The sequence below is a fragment of the Streptomyces sp. NBC_01275 genome, from assembly GCF_026340655.1.
Lineage (GTDB): Bacteria > Actinomycetota > Actinomycetes > Streptomycetales > Streptomycetaceae > Streptomyces.
In genome coordinates this window covers 7,749,946-7,764,594 of record NZ_JAPEOZ010000001.1, presented here as the reverse complement: position 1 = coordinate 7,764,594, position 14,649 = coordinate 7,749,946, and the positions used below count along the sequence as shown (strand labels likewise).

General features: G+C 73.4%; 12 protein-coding genes. 9 read left to right on the top strand and 3 right to left on the bottom strand.

Annotated elements, in window-relative coordinates; all coding sequences use genetic code 11:
* The first annotated feature begins 119 nt into the window (after window positions 1–119).
* From OG562_RS34030 to OG562_RS34020, 3 genes are all read left to right on the top strand, one after another.
* Window positions 120–1,076: an acyl-CoA desaturase gene (locus OG562_RS34030; RefSeq protein ID WP_266404883.1), complete on the top strand. Its 957-nt coding sequence runs from the start codon at window positions 120–122 to the stop codon at window positions 1,074–1,076.
* Window positions 1,077–1,243: 167 nt separating this feature from the next.
* Complete coding sequence (locus OG562_RS34025; RefSeq protein WP_266404880.1) at window positions 1,244–2,470, top strand: beta-ketoacyl synthase; 1,227 nt, start codon at window positions 1,244–1,246, stop codon at window positions 2,468–2,470.
* Between the two features lie 47 nt (window positions 2,471–2,517).
* Window positions 2,518–3,525, top strand: coding sequence for an acyl-CoA desaturase (locus OG562_RS34020; protein WP_266404877.1), 1,008 nt, complete (start codon window positions 2,518–2,520; stop codon window positions 3,523–3,525).
* Window positions 3,526–3,538: 13 nt separating this feature from the next.
* Here the strand turns inward: OG562_RS34020 and OG562_RS34015 are convergent, their stop codons facing one another.
* Complete coding sequence (locus OG562_RS34015) at window positions 3,539–4,825, bottom strand: Ig-like domain-containing protein (RefSeq protein ID WP_266404875.1); 1,287 nt, start codon at window positions 4,823–4,825, stop codon at window positions 3,539–3,541.
* A 135-nt stretch (window positions 4,826–4,960) separates the two neighbouring features.
* On the opposite strand from OG562_RS34015, the gene OG562_RS34010 reads away from it, so the two are divergent.
* On the top strand, window positions 4,961–6,451 hold the full coding sequence (locus OG562_RS34010) for a hypothetical protein (protein ID WP_266404873.1): 1,491 nt from the start codon (window positions 4,961–4,963) through the stop codon (window positions 6,449–6,451).
* Window positions 6,452–6,482: 31 nt separating this feature from the next.
* Window positions 6,483–7,232, top strand: a complete 750-nt coding sequence (locus tag OG562_RS34005) for a DUF4239 domain-containing protein (protein WP_266404870.1) — start codon at window positions 6,483–6,485, stop codon at window positions 7,230–7,232.
* 9 nt (window positions 7,233–7,241) lie between these two features.
* On the opposite strand, the gene OG562_RS34000 is transcribed toward OG562_RS34005, so the two are convergent.
* Window positions 7,242–8,765 carry an IucA/IucC family protein gene (locus OG562_RS34000; RefSeq protein ID WP_266404868.1) on the bottom strand — a complete coding sequence of 508 codons (1,524 nt, stop codon included), beginning with the start codon at window positions 8,763–8,765 and terminating at the stop codon, window positions 7,242–7,244.
* 94 nt (window positions 8,766–8,859) lie between these two features.
* On the opposite strand from OG562_RS34000, the gene OG562_RS33995 reads away from it, so the two are divergent.
* The 3 genes from OG562_RS33995 to OG562_RS33985 all read left to right on the top strand — a co-directional run bounded on the left by OG562_RS33995 (window position 8,860) and on the right by OG562_RS33985 (window position 12,637).
* Window positions 8,860–10,455, top strand: a complete 1,596-nt coding sequence (locus OG562_RS33995; RefSeq protein ID WP_266404867.1) for an IucA/IucC family protein — start codon at window positions 8,860–8,862, stop codon at window positions 10,453–10,455.
* 95 nt (window positions 10,456–10,550) lie between these two features.
* Complete coding sequence (locus OG562_RS33990; protein WP_266404866.1) at window positions 10,551–11,813, top strand: VWA domain-containing protein; 1,263 nt, start codon at window positions 10,551–10,553, stop codon at window positions 11,811–11,813.
* Window positions 11,813–12,637 carry a hypothetical protein gene (locus OG562_RS33985; RefSeq protein ID WP_266404863.1) on the top strand — a complete coding sequence of 275 codons (825 nt, stop codon included), beginning with the start codon at window positions 11,813–11,815 and terminating at the stop codon, window positions 12,635–12,637. Before OG562_RS33990 ends, OG562_RS33985 begins: the two co-directional genes overlap by 1 nt.
* Before the next feature lie 78 nt (window positions 12,638–12,715).
* Here the strand turns inward: OG562_RS33985 and OG562_RS33980 are convergent, their stop codons facing one another.
* Window positions 12,716–13,342 carry a helix-turn-helix domain-containing protein gene (locus OG562_RS33980; RefSeq protein ID WP_266404860.1) on the bottom strand — a complete coding sequence of 209 codons (627 nt, stop codon included), beginning with the start codon at window positions 13,340–13,342 and terminating at the stop codon, window positions 12,716–12,718.
* A gap of 86 nt (window positions 13,343–13,428) precedes the next feature.
* Between OG562_RS33980 and OG562_RS33975 the strand changes: the two genes are divergently transcribed.
* Window positions 13,429–14,637 carry a pyridoxal phosphate-dependent aminotransferase gene (locus OG562_RS33975; protein ID WP_266404859.1) on the top strand — a complete coding sequence of 403 codons (1,209 nt, stop codon included), beginning with the start codon at window positions 13,429–13,431 and terminating at the stop codon, window positions 14,635–14,637.
* Window positions 14,638–14,649: the final 12 nt, after the last annotated feature.

Sequence of the window (14,649 nt, the reverse complement as noted above, 5' to 3'; positions counted from 1 at the left end):
CCTGGCCCGTAACTCGGAATTCCCATCCTCGGCCGCTCGACGGGCCCGCGCACGCCGGGGTCACCCAGGCGGGTACCACCGCACTGCCGAAAGGCTCCCGCTCCTGCACAGTGATCGTCATGGCCTCTTCTCCCTCCGTACCGGACCTCCGCCGGCCGCTCCCCGACACCGTTCCCGTCAGCCTTCCGCTGCGCACGGGCTATCTCGCGATGCTCGTCGTGCTGCCCCTCGTCGTCCTCGCGGCGGCGGTCCCCTTCGCGTGGGGCTGGGGCGTCCACGGCCGCGACATGGTGCTCGCCATCGGCATGTACGCGATCTCCATCATGGGAATCTCCGCCGGATACCACCGCCACTTCACCCATCTGTCCTTCAAGGCCAGGCGCCCGCTGCGGATCGCCCTCGGCATCGCCGGCGGGCTGGCGATGGAGGGCCCCGTCACGATGTGGGTGGCCGAACACCGGCGGCACCACCAGTACTCCGACCGCGACGGCGACCCGCACTCCCCGTGGAAGTACGGCACGAGCCGGCGCGCGCTGGCCAAGGGGCTGTGGCACGCGCAGGTCGGCTGGTTCTCCTCCTCCCCGGTGCGCTCCAACTACCCGCGGTACGTCCCCGACCTGCTGGCCGACCCCGACGTACGCCGTCTGGACCGCTGGTACCCGGCCGTCGCGGCCTTCTCCCTGCTGCTGCCGCCGGCGCTCTCCCTGGCCTGGACGCAGGACTGGCGGGCGGCGGCCACGGCCTTCTTCTGGGCGAGCCTCGTGCGGTACGCGGTGGTCCATCACGTCACCTGGTCGGTCAACTCCGTGGCGCACGCCTTCGGTCCCCGGCACTACACGTCGCGGGACCAGTCGCGGGACGTGCGGTGGGTGGCGGCGCTGACCTTCGGCGAGGGCTGGCACAACCTGCACCACGCCGACCCCAACAGCGCACGCCACGGCGCGCTCAAGGGCCAGCCCGACCCCACGGCACGGTTGATCGCGCTGTTCGAGAGGCTCGGCTGGGTCCACGACGTGCGCTGGCCCGACGAGCGCCGCCTCGCCGCCAAGCGACTGCCCACGGGCCTGCCGGGTTAGGGCCGGACAGCAGGTGCTCTCCGCGCTCGCCGCCTCCGTCCTGCCGGTCCCGGTGTGCGCCGAACGAGTTGCTGAGGCCGGGCTCGGCCGCGTACTGACCGGATAGTCATTGTCTGATATGAATAATCACTCTTCATGCATCCAGCAAAGGCGTCAAAGGCGTACCGATGAGGCGGGGACCCGTGGCCGTCACCGGCCTGGGGCTGATCACACCGGCGGGGATCGGAGTGAAGGCCACCTGGGAGGGCCTGTGCGCGGGGTGTTCCACCGCAGCCGCCGATCCCGATCTCGACGGGCTGCCCGTCGCGTTCTCCTGCCGCGTCCCCGACTTCGACGCCCGACAGCACCTGGGACACCGACGCGGCCGTCGGCTCGACCGGTTCGCCGCGCTCGCGCTGCTCGCCGCCCGGGAGGCCGTGGCGGACGCCGGGCTCGCGGCCGACGCGTCGGCGGGCCCGCGCGTGGGCGTGGTGATGGGGGTCGGCACCGGTTCGATGCAGAGCTGGCAGGCCGAGTTCGACCGGCTCGCGGACCGCGAGCCCACCCGGATCTCGCCCCTGGCGCTGTCCCGCAGCGTGCCCAACATGGCCGCGGCCGAGATCGCCATCGACCTCGGCGCGACGGGCCCCAACATGGTGGTCTCCACGGCCTGCGCCTCCGGGACCAGCGCCATCGGTCTGGCCCGGGACTGGCTGCTCTCCGGGGCCTGCGACGTCGTACTCGCGGGCGGCAGCGAGTCGGCCCGGCTGCGGATGACGGCCGCCTGCTTCGCCCAGATGCGGGCGCTCTCCTGCCGCGGCGACGCGCCGCAAATCGCCTCCCGCCCCTTCGACCGCGACCGCGACGGCTTCGTCCTCGGCGAGGGCGCCGCCGTCCTCGTCCTGGAACGCCCCGAGGACGCCCGGGCCCGGGCCGCACGACCACGGGCGTACGTCGCGGGCTTCGGGGCGAGCTGCGACGCCTACCACTTCACGGCGCCCCACCCGCACGGCGACGGCGCCGCCCTGGCGATCCGCAGCGCTCTCGCCGACGCCGGCCTCTCCCCCGAGGACGTGGACCACGTCAACGCCCACGGCACGGCCACGCCACGCGGGGACGCCGCCGAGTGCCACGCGCTGCGCCAGGTGTTCCGCCGTCCACCGCCGGTCACCGCGCTCAAGGGCACGATCGGACACGCCATCGGCGGCGCCGGGGCCATCGAGGCCGCCTGCACGGTGCTGTCCCTGGAGCATCAGCTCATCCCGCCCACCGCCAACCTGGACACGCCCGACCCGCAACTGGACCTCGACGTCGTCGCCAAGGTCCCGCGGCCGCATCCCCTGCGGGCGGCGATCAGCAACTCCTTCGGCTTCGGCGGCCAGAACGCGGTGCTCGCCCTCACCGCCGCCGAGTGACGCACCGGCCCGCCGAGCCCCCGCCACGAGCCTTGCGAGAAGGAACCATGACCGCGTCCTCCGAGTCCTCCGCACCCGAGCATCCCGCCGCCGCCTCCGCCTCCGTCTCCTCCGCCTCCTCCGTCTCCTCCGCCTCCTCCGTCTCCTCCGTCTCCTCTCTCTCCTGGCCGTCCGGCGAGCAGTTCACCATCGGCGTCTTCATCGCCGTGCCGTTCCTCGCTCTGCTGGTGGCGGTTCCGGTGGCCTGGGGACGTGGTCTGAGCATGGTCGACCTCGTCCTCGCCGTCGTGTTCTACCTGGTGAGCGGGCTCGGCATCACGGCCGGCTTCCACCGTCACTTCACCCACGGCTCGTTCAAGGCGAAACGCCCGCTGCGGATCGCGCTCGCCCTGGCGGGCAGCCTCGCCGTGCAGGGGCCGCTGATCACCTGGGTCGCCGACCACCGTAAACACCACCGCTACTCCGACCAGGACGGCGACCCGCACTCGCCCTGGCGTTACGGACACTCCGTACGAGCGCTGGCCAAGGGCATGGTCCACGCCCATGTCGGGTGGCTCTTCGAGACCGAGCACGCCTCTCCACGCCGGTACGCCCCCGACCTGGTCCAGGACCGTGCCCTGATGCTGATCTCCCGTCGCTTCGGCGTCCTCGCCCTGGCCTCGCTCGTCCTCCCGGCCCTGTCGGGCGCGCTGCTCACCTGGTCCTGGCAGGGGGCGCTCACGGCGTTCTTCTGGGCGTCCCTGGTCCGGATCAGCCTGGTCCACCACGTCACCTGGTCCATCAACTCGATCTGCCACGCGGCCGGTTCGCGCCCGTTCCGGTCCCGGGACAGGTCCGGGAACGTGTGGTGGCTCGCCCCGCTCTCCCTCGGCGAGTCCTGGCACAACCTCCACCACGCCGACCCCACCAGCGCCCGGCACGGAGTCCTGCGCGGCCAACTCGACGCCAGCGCCCGCCTCATCCGCTGGTGCGAACAACTCGGCTGGGCCTACGACGTGCGCTGGCCGGACCGACGCCGGATCGACGCCAAGCAGGCTGTACGGCGGCCGAGTTGACCGGCGGCCCCGGTCAGATCCGCGGGCGCAGCCTCGCGGCGGAACCCGGGCGCCTGGAGTCGGGGCGCGGTCCGGCGGCGGGCAGCGCACTGCCCTGGCGCCACTGCTCCCACGACAGGTTCCAGTCCCCGAATCCGTTGCCGAAGGCGGGCATCGGCTTCCCGCGGCTTCCGGCGACCCTGACGACGTCTCCCGCGCGCACGGCCCGGTAGAACCAGGCCGCGTCGGCGGTGCTCATGCCGACGCAGCCGTGGCTGACGTCGGAGCGGCCGAGCGAGCCCTGCGACCAGGGCGCGGCGTGGGCGTACTCGCCGCTGAGGGTCAGACGGACGGCGTAGTGCACCGGATGGTCGTAGGACTCGCCGCTGCTCGCGGGGATGCCGATGCTGGCGCTGCGCATGCGGACGACGCGTTCGCGGCCCAGGACGACCTTGAAGCCGTTGCGGGTGGCGAAGCCGGGCTTGCCCGTGGTGACGGGGATGGTGCGCACGGTCGTATCGCCCCGCCTGACCGTCATCGTTCGCGCCGCCGCGTCGACGACGGCCTCGACCCGGTCGCCGGTCGTGAGGGTCAACGGCTCGGCCGCGCCGCCGTACAGCCGGCCGACGAGTCTGATGCCCCGCAGTTCGCTGTGGACGTGGATCGTGGCGCGGGCGGGCCAGTACGTCCTGGGTCGGTAGTGCAGGGTCGTGGCGTCCACCCAGTGCCAGGCGCCCTCCGCCGCCGGGGACGAGTCGACCCGCAGAGCGGACTCGACGAGCGCACGGGCCTTGCGGCCCTTCACCGGCGCGTCGAGTCTCGCGGTGATCGGCTGGCCGACGCCGTACGGGCCCGCGCCGGGGCCGAAGGCGATCCTCAACTCCCGTTCGGCGGGGGCCGTTTCGTAGTGGAGTGTGGTGCGGCCGGGCGATCCGCCGTGGTGCTCGGTCGCGACCTCCACGGTGTAGCGCGTCCCCGCGGCCAGCGGGGTGACGCTGCGCCAGCGAGAGCCGTCGGCGCTGAGTTCGCCCGCGAGCCGGCGTCCCGCGCTGTCGACGGCGCTCACATCGGCGAGGGTGACGTCCCGTCCTCGGGCGGCGACCTCCAGCGGCCGCTCGGGGTCGGCCCCGGCCACCGCGCCTCCTGCCCCGCTCCGCACTCCGCTTCCGGCCGGCACGGCGAGGACGGCCCGGGGGCCGACGCCGGGCGGCTCCGCGTGCGGCGCGCGCCCACCGTCGCCGCAGGCCGAGACGGTGACGCCCAGCAGCGCCGCTGCCAGCGCCCGCCGGAACGCCGCTCTTCCCCTCCTCGAGGATGACATTGCATACGATCATCACATAGCGATGTTTCCGTACGAAGCATCCCTGTATGTGCATTCGGATGAATCCGGGTCGATGATGAGCGGGGCGCGGCGTGGCCGGTCCGGCGGTCGAGCGCCGTTGATCACGATACGAGTATGACAATCGGACCGTTAAGGGCTGTCGGGCGCTGCCGTTGGACCGTGCCGCCGGTGCTCGCGGTGTCCCTCCTCGTCACGTTCGGGTGGCTCGCTCCCCCGCCGGCCGCCCACGCCGACGGCGCCGGGACGCACGGGCTGACTCTGCGAGTGACCGTGAACACCCGCGCCGGGCTCGGCGCCCTGCGGCCCGGCATCCGGGTGGGCGATCCCGTGGTCAAGACGTACTGGCTGGTCAACCGGGGCGGAGCAGACCTGTACGACGTACGCGTGACCGATCCGGGCCTCCCCGGCGTGGCGATCCGCTGCCCCGGCGGTCCCGCGGTGCCCCTGCTGCCCGGACTCCGCTCCGCGCGCTGCACCGCCGAGACGACGGCGCGTCCCGGCGCCTGGACCGGCGAGGTCCGGGCCTCCGGCCGCATCCCCTATCTGCACGCCGACTCGAAGGCCTCGGCGCGATCCGGGTACCAGGGCATCGGTGGCGCCCTGGCGCTCTCGGAGACGGTGTCGGTCACCGGCCGAGAGGCGACCGTCCGATACCGCGTGACGAACCGCGGCAACCGGCTCCTGTACGACGTCCGGCTCCGCGACCCGCTCATCAGCGCGGGGGTCATCGACTGCGGCGGCGGACTCCCCGTCATTCCCCGGCTGGGTCCCGGGCGCTCCCGCCCCTGCCGTGCGGTGGTGCGTCGTGGTCCGGGCGTGTACGTGAGCGAGGGGTCCGCCCAGGGCGGCGACCGGACAAGCACGCTCGGCCGCGCGGGCGGCACGGTTTCGCCGCCCCGGCTCGACGCGCGTTCCTCCGTACGCTTCCGACTGGTCGCGCCGCCGCCCCCGAAGCCGTCCGTGCGTCCGCGACCGCCCTCCCGTCCGCCGACCCCACCTCGCACCCCACCCCGCACTCCGCCGTCCAGGCCGCAGGCCTCCGCTCCTCCGCCGACGGCGGGACCGCCCCCCGCGCCACGGACGTCCGCTGCTCCGCTGCCGGGACCGCCGCCCGCCGCCGACCGGTCACCTCGTGCTCAGCCACCCGTGCCGCCGGCCGCAGCGGCGGCGCCGCCGTTGCCGCCACCGGCCATCGCGGCTCCCGGACTCCTGAGCAAGGCCGCGGCCGAAGCCGCCGCCGCCCCGGCCGAGCAGCCACCGGGCGTCGCGGCTCCCGCCCTTCCGCCCGGGGTCCCGGCCGAACCCCCCGCCGCCCCCGCCGGGCAGCCGCCGAGGGTCGCCGTACCTGGCACGGGCCTGGGCACGGGCCTGGGCACGGGCCTGGGCGTGAACTCGGGCGGAGTCGGCGTCCGGCCCGTGACACCGTCGCAGCGGGCGCAACCCCCGTCGACGCCGATGCAGGGGCAGCTACGACACCCGTCGATCCTGAGCCGCTTCTACCGCCCGGCCCAAGGCCCCACAGGCCTGGGGCTGCTCACCGCGTTCTTCCTCCTGCTGCTCCCCGCCGCCCTCGCGGCCGTCGTCCTCGGATCCCGCCGGGGATGACGGTCGCCTCCCGACAGGAACCCGGAAGCTGATGATCGAAGTCATCGCCATCGTCCTCGGCGTCTCCCTGCTCGCCGCCGGCTGCGTGCTCCTGCGGCACCGCTACTGGCCTCTCGGAGCGGACGACGAGCCGCGCGAGGACGTCGCGGAGTACATCTCGATGATGGTCGGCGTGCTCTACGCCCTGGTCCTGGGCCTGGCACTGGTGTCGGTCTGGGACTCCCGCTCCAGCGCCGAAGGCCATGTGCAGACCGAGGCGAGCGCGGCCCACCAGGTCTATCTGCTGGCCGACGGACTGCCCGCCGACAGCGCCGACCGGGTGCGGACGACGGTGACCGCGTACGTCCACCACGTCGTGCGCGCCGAGTTCCCGGCGATGGGCGCGCAGCAGCCGCTCGGCGCACAGGGCTGGGCCCTGCTCCACCGGGTGCGCGACGCCCCGCGCATCCCCGACAGCGCGACGCCCGGTCAGGCCGCCACCGTGCAGGAAGTGCTCGCGCAGCTCAGCACGCTGGACGACGCGCGGCGCGGGCGGGAGGCCGACGCCGTCAACACCCTGTCTCCGGCTCTGTGGTTCGGCCTGATCGTCGGCGGTGCGCTCACCGTGGCGTTCATGTTCATGTTCGGCGTCAGACGCAGCTTCACCCACGTAGTCATGGTCATGGGCCTCACCGCGCTCATCACCTTCACCGTGCTGCTCGTCTACCAGCTCAACCTGCCGTTCAAGGGCCTGCTCTCGGTCGACCCGTCGTCCTTCACCCGCTACTTCCCGGGCGCATAGCGCTCGGGATCAGGCACGGGCCAGCGGGTTGGGCAGCGGCAGATAGCGCGCGTCGGCGCCGTCCGCGCCCGTCCAGCGCAGCAGCAGGTTCGTCTTGCCGGGCAGGGTGGGCGCGGTGAGCAGGGCGTGCGCCTCGGGCAGGTCATGCCGGGCGAACTCGCCGCGTACGGCAGGCCAGGGGTCGAACCCGGGGTGCCGCTCGGCCAGGGCCGCGGCGGCCTCGGTGAGATGGTTGACGACCAGGCAGTACACCAGCCGCTCCCACCCCGCGGCCCGCTCCACGTCCGCCAGCAGCTTGACGCCCTCCGCGTCCCGGAACAGCGCCTGCACGGGCATGCCGTCCGCGTCGACGGCGAGCAGCGTGTTCTGCGCATGCGCTTCGAGTACGACGCCGTGGTCGGCGAAGGCCGCCAGCGCCGGAGGGACGACCGCCCCGAGGTACGCCCGCCACCAGGCCGCGGGGTCCGAGGCGCCGGCGAGCGGGCTGCCGTCGAAGCCCTCCGCCAGGCCGGCGGCGAGCAGCGGGGTCGCGCCGGGCAGGACGTGGTCGTGCAGCCCGTCGCGGACCAGGACGGCCAGTTCCTCGAAGGCGAAGGAGGCGGTGCGGTAGCCGCGGTCGCTCAGCCAGGCCGCGGGGCCGCCGATCGCCTCGAAGGCCTTGGCGACGGCCGCGTCGGTCCGGCGGAGCCTGAGCAGGTCGTGCCGCCACAGCCGGCGGACGTCGTTGGTGATGCGGACGTCGAGGCTGACCTTGACGCACAGGTCCCGCTCGGGCGCGTACAGCGTGCGCACGGCGGCCGTGGGCCAGACCTCGAACGCCGTCGTGCCGAGCCGCAGCAGCCGGCCGTCGGCGAAGGCGGGCGCGAGGGCGCGGGCGGTGAGGTCGAGCTGCCAGGGGTGGGCGGGCAGCAGCCGGTAGCCGGGCGGGGCCTCGCCGAGGGCGTCCAGCGCGGAGGTGTCGCCCTCCTCGACGACCGCGTCCTCGCGCACGCCGAGCAGGGCGAGCGGGAAACGGGCGTACGCCTCGGGGGCGTACGGCAGCCAGGAGGCGGCCGGGCCGCCGCCGCGCGCCTTGGGGGCGGGGTGGTGGGGGTGGCCGGTGATCAGGGACTGCTCGGAGCGCAGGTGGAGACCGGCGGGCGGGGTCGCACGCGCGCGTGCGGCGAGCAGGGCGGCCACCACGTCCCTGCTGTCGATCATCTCGGCGGGCAGTTCACGGTTGTCCAGGCCGGTGTGCCGGCGCAGTTCCTCGGCGACCAGCTCGACGAGCTCGCCGTGCCCGAGGCGACGCCAGGCTCCGCCGACGTACACCTCGGGCGCGACGGGACGACGGGCGCCGCGCACCCGCAGCAGCCGGCCGCTGGCGGACAGGCGGTAGCGGAGACGGGCGTCGCGCGGCGGGAGCGGGCCGTCGTCCTCGGGGAGCGGTTCGGCCAGCTCCCGCAGCAGGCAGTTGAGCAGCGGCGCGGCCGCGTAGGCCTCGGCGGAGGCCGGGCCCTCGGCGGGCGGAAGGATGGGGTCCACGCGATCCACTCGTTCCCTACGGTTCTTCTGGGCGGAGACGATCAGTATCCCGGTCGTCGCGGCCCCTCCGTGACGCCGTACCCGTACCAAGAGGAGCCCTCCCGTGCACCGTCCCCCCACCGCCGAGGCCGAGGTGGCCGCCGAACTCGCCGCCCTGCGCCCGGCTCTCGTGCCGCGCTGGACGGCCGAGCTGCCCGGCGCCCGGGCCGCCGTGCTGACCCGGCTGTGGCGGGCCCTCGCCCATGAGCCGCTGCCGTGGATCGAGCGCAGCGAGCGGAGCCGGGCCGGAGGCCAGGACGGAGACCGGGCGGGGAATCGGGAGGGAAGCCGGGAGGGGCTCCTGCTGCGGCTCGCCGACGGTCGCCGGCTGCACGGCCCGCACGCCGACCCGTACGCGACCTCCGACTATGTGACGGAGGTACGGCTGGACGGCGTGGCGTACACCGAGCCCGCGCGGCTGATGACGGAGCTGGCGGTGCCGCACGGCGCGGACTTCGCGGTCGAGCTGGACCACAGCACGGCCTCGTTGGCCCTGTCGCGGGCCGGGCAGGAGGCGCAGTCCGCTCTCCCGGATCCGGGCCCGCCGACGGGAGCGTGGCCCCGGACCGACTGGGAGTGGGAGCAGCGGGTCGTCGACGGGCATCCCTATCACCCCAACTGCCGTTCCCGGCCCGGCTTCTCGGTGGCCGAGCAGCTGGCGTACGGGCCGGAGCACCGGCCGTCGGTGCGGCTGGCGCTGCTGGCCGTGCCGGCCGAGGAGTGCCTGGTGTCGGGCGAGTGGCCGGACGCCCTGCGGGACGGGGGGCGGTTGGCGATCCCGGTGCATCCCTGGCAGGCGGCGCATGTGCTCAAGCGGTCGGGCGAGCTCGACCACTCGGGCGAGGAGGTGCTCACGGCGCATCCGCTGATGTCGTTGCGCACGCTGGCGCTGCCCGACGGCCCGCACGTCAAGACCGCGTTGAGCACCCGGCTGACGTCCTCGGTGCGGGACATCTCGGTCGCGTCCATCGTCGCCTCCGCGGCCCTGTCCTCGTTCGCGGAGTCGCTGGCGACGCGCACGGACGGTCTGCTGCACATGACCCGCACTCTGGGCGCGGCCACCGCCGACTCCCCCGATCTGGCCGCCGTACTGCGCGAGTCGCCGCGGGTGTACGGGGCGCCGGGCGAGCACGTGGTCCCGGTGGCCGCCCTCGCCGGCACCGAACTCGCCCGCTCCCCGGCCTGGTTGGCGGAGTTCGCACGGCTCACGTTGACGGTCGGGCTGCGGCTGCTGGAGCTGGGTGTGGCGTTGGAGGCGCACGGCCAGAACCTGTTGGTCGTGCTGTCGGCGTCGGGCGCGCCGCTGCGGCTGGTCTACCGCGACCTGGCCGACATCCGGGTCAGCCCGGCGCGACTGGCCCGGCACGGCGTCCCGCTCCCCCCGGACCTGCCCGACCGCATCCTCACCGACGACGTGACGGCGCTGCGGCGCAAGCTGTTCGGCTCGCTGGTGGCGGGCGCGCTGGCGGGCACGGCGGGCAGCCGTGAGGCGCTGCGGGCGGCGCTGGAGGCGGCCGTACGGGAGCTGCCGCGCACGCCGGACCTGGTGGCGCTGTGCGAAAGCCCGTTGCCCGTCAAGGCGTTGACGCTGATGCGGCTGTCGCCGGGGGTGGCCGGGGACCAGTGGGCGGGGCTGCCGAACCCGCTGACGGAGGGGTGAAGCACCGGCTGACGGAGGGTGAGGCGCTGCTTCGGGGGCGTGCGTCGCGTGCCGCCGTTTTGTGGCGGGACGCCTCTGATCAATAGGATCCGCCGATGATCAGAACACAACGGCTGGCGGCGGGCGTCTGCGCCCTGCTCGCCGCGCTCACGGCCGGGTTCGCGTTCCCGGCCGGGGCGGTAGCCGACGAGACCACCGCCCTCGCGCCCAAGGTCGACCTGGTCCTCGACGTCAGCGGTTCCATGCGGACGAAGGACATCGACGGCGGGACGCGGATGGCCGCGGCCAAGCAGGCGTTCAACGAGGTGCTGGACGCGACCCCGGAGGAGGTCCAGCTCGGCATTCGCACCCTGGGCGCCAACTACCCGGGCGACGACCAGAAGACGGGCTGCAAGGACACCGCGCAGCTCTACCCGGTCGGCCCGCTGGACCGGACCGAGGCCAAGACGGCGGTGGCGACCCTGTCCCCGACCGGCTGGACGCCGATCGGTCCCGCCCTGCTGAAGGCGGCCGACGACCTCGACGGCGGCACCGGCTCCAAGCGGATCGTGCTGATCAGCGACGGCGAGGACACCTGCGCTCCGCTCGACCCGTGCGAGGTGGCCCGGGAGATCGCGGCCAAGGGCATCGGTCTGACCATCGACACCCTCGGCCTGGTGCCCAACACCAAGATGCGTCAGCAGCTCAGCTGCATCGCCGAGGCGACCGGCGGAACGTACACCTCGGTGGAGCACACCGACGAACTCACCGACAAGGTCAACCAGTTGGTGGACCGCGCCGCCGACCCGGTGGTCACCCCGGTCGCCACCGAGGGCGCGGCCTCCTGCGCGAAGGCGCCCACTCTCAAGTCGGGTCTGTACACCGACCGCGAGGAGTTCGGCCAGGAGCGCTGGTACCGCGTGGACCTCGACCCGGGCAAGGAGCTGCGCGCCTCGGTGAGCGTGTCGGCGGACCGGGCCATGAACCCCGACTACGGGGTGCTGCTGCGGGCGGTCACGGTGCACGGCCGGGAGATCGTGCGCGGCGAGGCCGCGGGCAACGGCCGCACCGACGTGGTCTCCACCGGGCTGCGCTACCCGAAGGCGGAGAGCGACGAGGACGAGGCGCCCGCCGAGACGGTGTGCCTCCAGGTGACGAACTCCTTCTCAGCGGCCTCCGGGGTGAAGACCACTCCGGGCATGCCGCTGGAGCTGACCGTGGACGTGGTGGACAGTCCGTCGCAGGCGAGCGACGTGGCGTCGTTCGGCCTCGGCCGCGGGTGGTGGCTGCTCGGCGTGCTGGTGCTGGTCGGCTTCCTCGCGGGTCTGATCTGGGGCTGGGTGTCCCGCTGGCGTGTCGCGGTCTGGAGGACCAACTGATGCGGATCACACGCGTGTTGAACGTCATGGGCGGAGCCCTGCTGGGGCTCGGGCTGGCGCTCGGCCTCGCGGTCGCGCCGGCCGCGGCCGACTCCACCCCCTCCGCCAGTCCGTCGGACGACGGTTCCGCGCCCACCGAGGCGGGCACGTCGTTCCGTACGGCGACGGAGGTCGAGCAGGGACAGACGGCCACCGCGAGCGGCTCCACGGGCGACTATCTGTACTGGTCGTTCCCGGCCGACACCGGCCAACGCCCCACCGTCAAGGCGACGGTGAAGCTCCCGGACGAGCATGTCACGCAGACCTGGCAGCTCGACGTGTACGACGGTCTGCGCCGCCGTCAGGCCTGCCAGTACGGCGCCCAGACGCGCACCGCCGCCCAGGGCACGGCCTCGGTCGAGCTGGCCTGTGTGCTGCGCACGGTCCGCGCCTGGTCGGAGCCGTGGGCGAACGACCCGCTGCCGGGCACGTACTACGTCCGGCTGACGGCCGTCGACCTGAAGGCGTCCGACCTGGGCCTCCCGGTCGAGGCCGAACTGCGGGCGGACTCCAAGGACATCGGCGGGGCCGCGGCCGTGGACGGCTCGCTGGCGAAGCCGCTGGTCCCCGGGATCGCGGTCAAGTCCGAGGCGGAGGAGGACGATTCGTCGGCCTCGGCCGTGCTGTCGAGCATCGAGCCGGACGACGGCTGGGCGTCCGGCTGGTGGTCCGACCGCTGGGTGTGGACCGGGCTGGGCGCGGCGCTGGCCGCGCTCGCCGGCATCGGCGGTTACACGCTGACCCGAGGGTCGGGCCGTCCCCGTCAGGTCCCCCCGGGCGCCTGACGACCCAAGGCCGCCGTCCCGCATTGATGCTCCGTCAGAAGGCCCACCACGACACCGCGGTGGGCCTTCGCCTTGCCCTCACGCCTCCCGCAGCGCCTTCGCGAGCGTCCCGTCGCCGCTGACGTCGATCCGCCCGGCGCGCACCGCGTCCGGCACGCTCAACTTCCCCTGCGCCACGGCCGTGCCGGTCCCGGCGTCCAGGACGAGCCGCGCGTCGGGCTCCCGGGGAGCGGGCCCGTCGCCGTACAGGGGGCCGTCCGCCGCACCGACGTACACATGGAAGTCGCCTTCCTCCAGCCGGACTTCGACCAGCCCCTCGCCGTCCAGCGCGCGCAGCACGGGCAGGGCGAACCAGTGTGCGCGCAGGGCGTCGGTGGGCCGCCGCTCGCCGAGCTCGGCTTGCCCCCACTCCCCCAGCGCCTGGATCACCGGCAGCAACTCCCGTCCGCGTCCGGTGAGTTCGTAGACGTAGGCCGCGCCCGGCGGGGGCAGTCGGCGGCGGGTGGTGAGCCCGTCGCGTTCCATGTCCTTCAGCCGCCCGGCGAGCACGTCCGTGCTCACGCCCGGCAGGTCGGCGTGCAGGTCCGTGTAACGGCGCGGGCCGGCGAGCAGCTCCCGGACGATCAGCAGGGTCCAGCGGTCGCCGACGACGTCGAGCGCGCGGGCGGCGGAACAGTACTGGTCGTAGCTTCGGCGAGGTGACATGTGACGCAGTCTAGACATGTCGTTGGACTTTCCAAGCTCGAACTTGGTAAAACCAAGCAACACAACGAACCGGAGGGCGAGCGCGCATGGAGTTCCGGCAGTCCAACAAGCTCAGCGAGGTCTGTTACGAGATCCGCGGCCCGGTGATCGAGCACGCCGACGCACTGGAGGCGGCGGGCCACAGCGTCCTGCGGCTGAACACCGGCAACCCCGCGCTCTTCGGTTTCGAGGCGCCGGAGGAGATCCTCCAGGACATGATCCGGATGCTCCCGCAGGCGCACGGCTACACGGACTCGCGCGGTGTCCTCTCCGCCCGCCGGGCCGTCGCGGGGCGCTACCAGACGCTGGGCCTGGAGGTCGGCGTCGACGACGTATTCCTCGGCAACGGCATCTCCGAGCTGATCTCGATGGCCGTACAGGCCCTGGTCGAGGACGGCGACGAGGTCCTGATCCCGGCCCCCGACTTCCCGCTCTGGACGGCCGTCACGACCCTCGCGGGCGGCAAGGCGGTCCACTATCTCTGCGACGAGCAGGCCGACTGGTACCCGGACCTGGACGACATGGCGTCGAAGATCACGGACCGCACGAAAGCGGTGGTGATCATCAATCCGAACAACCCCACCGGCGCGGTCTACCCCAAGGAGATCCTCGAGGGCATCCTCGACCTCGCCCGCCGGCACGGCCTGATGGTCTTCGCCGACGAGATCTACGACCAGATCCTGTACGACGACGCCGTGCACCACTCGGTCGCCGCGCTCGCCCCCGACCTGGTGGTCCTGACCTTCTGCGGCCTGTCGAAGACATACCGGGTGGCTGGCTTCCGCTCGGGCTGGCTGGTGGTCACCGGCCCGAAGCAGCACGCGAAGAACTACCTGGAGGGCCTGACCATGCTGGCCTCCATGCGGCTGTGCGCCAACGCGCCCGCCCAGTACGCCATCCAGGCCGCGCTCGGCGGCCGCCAGTCCATCTACGACCTCACCGCCCCGGGCGGACGCCTGCACGAGCAGCGCACCGTGGCCTGGGAGAAGCTCAACGAGATCCCCGGCGTGTCGTGCGTGAAGCCGAAGGGCTCGCTGTACGCGTTCCCGCGTCTGGACCCCAAGGTGCACAAGATCCACGACGACGAGAAGTTCGTCCTGGACCTGCTGCTGAGGGAGAAGATCCAGGTCGTCCAGGGCACCGGCTTCAACTGGCCCACCCCCGACCACTTCCGCATCCTCACCCTCCCGCACGCGGACGACCTGGAGGCGGCGATCGGGCGGATCGGGCGGTTCTTGAGCGGCTATCGGCAGTAGCTGCTCCTAGCC

Excerpts from the sequence above, each read along its gene's own strand:
- OG562_RS34005 (WP_266404870.1), top strand. The coding sequence starts at position 6,483 with ATGATCGAAGTCATCGCCATCGTCCTCGGCGTCTCCCTGCTCGCCGCC.
- OG562_RS34010 (WP_266404873.1), top strand. The coding sequence starts at position 4,961 with ATGACAATCGGACCGTTAAGGGCTGTCGGGCGCTGCCGTTGGACCGTG.
- OG562_RS34030 (WP_266404883.1), top strand. The coding sequence starts at position 120 with ATGGCCTCTTCTCCCTCCGTACCGGACCTCCGCCGGCCGCTCCCCGAC.
- OG562_RS33990 (WP_266404866.1), top strand. The coding sequence starts at position 10,551 with ATGATCAGAACACAACGGCTGGCGGCGGGCGTCTGCGCCCTGCTCGCC.
- OG562_RS33985 (WP_266404863.1), top strand. The coding sequence starts at position 11,813 with ATGCGGATCACACGCGTGTTGAACGTCATGGGCGGAGCCCTGCTGGGG.
- OG562_RS33975 (WP_266404859.1), top strand. The coding sequence starts at position 13,429 with ATGGAGTTCCGGCAGTCCAACAAGCTCAGCGAGGTCTGTTACGAGATC.
- OG562_RS34025 (WP_266404880.1), top strand. The coding sequence starts at position 1,244 with ATGAGGCGGGGACCCGTGGCCGTCACCGGCCTGGGGCTGATCACACCG.
- OG562_RS33980 (WP_266404860.1), bottom strand. The coding sequence starts at position 13,342 with ATGTCACCTCGCCGAAGCTACGACCAGTACTGTTCCGCCGCCCGCGCG.
- OG562_RS34015 (WP_266404875.1), bottom strand. The coding sequence starts at position 4,825 with ATGTCATCCTCGAGGAGGGGAAGAGCGGCGTTCCGGCGGGCGCTGGCA.
- OG562_RS34020 (WP_266404877.1), top strand. The coding sequence starts at position 2,518 with ATGACCGCGTCCTCCGAGTCCTCCGCACCCGAGCATCCCGCCGCCGCC.